Here is a 1,679-nt window from a genome sequence, read left to right as displayed (position 1 = left end):
ATGTAGTAGCTTTATAGAAATGTCGTGTTCTAGCCAATTAGAAATGTCGCGTTTCGACCTCGGTAAGCTTGTCGGTTCCCTGCGAGACCATGGAGCCGTCCATGCACCGAAGCGCACTGGTGACACTGAACATGCGAGAACTCGATCGTTTGAAGGTAATCCAGGCTGTCGTGGATTCGGGCCTGAAGCCTGGTCGCGCGGCCGAACGTCTGGGCCTGAGCGTGCGACAGATAGAACGGCTTGTGATCCGCTACCGGGAATCCGGCGCGGCCGGGCTGACTTCGCGCAAACGTGGTCGCACAGGCAATCGGCGGCTGGACGCTGAACTTGCTCAACGGGTGCTGACGATCATTCGCGATCGCTACACCGATTTCGGGCCGACGCTGGCCTGCGAGAAGCTTTGGGAATGCCATGGTATCCGGCTGGCCAGGGAGACGGTCAGACGGCTCATGACGGAGGCCGGGCTGTGGGTGCCGCGCCGGCAGCGACCACCGAAGGTTTATCAGCCACGCGCGCGTCGGGCGTGCCTGGGCGAACTGATCCAGATCGACGGCAGCGATCATCGCTGGTTCGAGGACCGGGCACCGCAATGCACGCTGCTGGTGTACGTGGACGACGCGACGAGCCGGCTGATGCATCTGCACTTCACCGCGACTGAATCGACGTTCAGCTATTTCGAGGCGACGCGGGCGTACATCGAGCGTCACGGCAAACCTGGCGCGTTTTACAGCGACAAGGCGAGCGTGTTTCGTAGTGCTGCTGCTAGCAAGACAGGTAGCAGCGTGACGCACTTCGGCCGGGCCATGTACGAACTGAACATCGACACGTTTTGTGCGAACAGCAGCCCGGCCAAGGGGCGCGTCGAGCGCGCGCACCTGACGCTGCAGGACCGACTGGTCAAGGAGATGAGGCTGCGCGAGATCGGCACTGTGGCTGAGGCTAATGCCTGGGCACCCTCTTTTATGGCTGCCTACAACGCGCGCTTTGCCAAGCCACCGAAGAGCAGCTTTGATGCGCATCGGCCATTGCGGGACGACGAGAATTTGGACCTGCTGATGACCTGGCGTGAGACGCGGCGGGTGACGAAGTCGCTGACGGTGCAGTACGACCGCGTGATGTATCTGCTGGACGACACGCCGGAGAACCGGAAGCTGATTCACCGCTACATCGACGTGTGGGAGTACCCGGACGGACGCATCGAAATCCGCGCGGATGGGCGTGAATTGCCGTATCGTCAATACGATCGGCTGGCCGAAGTCGATCAGGGCATTGTGGTTGAGCACAAGCGCCTGAGCCATGTGCTCCAGGTCGCACAGGCGATTCAGGCGCAGCGCGATAACCGGAGGGCATCTGGTTCGCCGTCCCGCACGAATCAAGGCCAACTGGCTCGAACCAGGGAGCGGTTGCCAGGCACGAAGAAACAGCGCGAGTTCACGCAGGCCGATGTCGAGCATGTGATCGTCGATCTGGCTCAACGCAGACAGCCACAATCCCAATCCCGCAAACCTGGCCCTCGGTCTGCAAAGGGCTAGTAGCACTGGCACCAACACCCTGCCCGTTCAAGCGCCAACCTTCGACACTGCGTGAGCTGTAACCCGTTAGAGACAAACCTTTTAACCCGCAAAACACGACATTTCTATTTAGCTGCGAACGCGACATCTTGAAATGGCTACGACATT

General features: G+C 60.2%; 1 protein-coding gene. It reads left to right on the top strand.

Annotated elements, in window-relative coordinates:
• Positions 1–101 precede the first annotated feature (101 nt).
• Positions 102–1,532, top strand: coding sequence for an ISNCY family transposase (locus B0G62_RS30980; protein ID WP_106346947.1), 1,431 nt, complete (start codon positions 102–104; stop codon positions 1,530–1,532).
• The last annotated feature ends 147 nt before the right edge of the window (positions 1,533–1,679 follow it).

Origin of the sequence: Paraburkholderia eburnea (assembly GCF_002917095.1) — a bacterium.
In the GTDB taxonomy this organism is placed as follows: domain Bacteria; phylum Pseudomonadota; class Gammaproteobacteria; order Burkholderiales; family Burkholderiaceae; genus Paraburkholderia; species Paraburkholderia eburnea.
The sequence above is the reverse complement of the archived record's forward strand: the minus strand, read 5'-3'. Positions and strand labels throughout refer to the sequence as shown.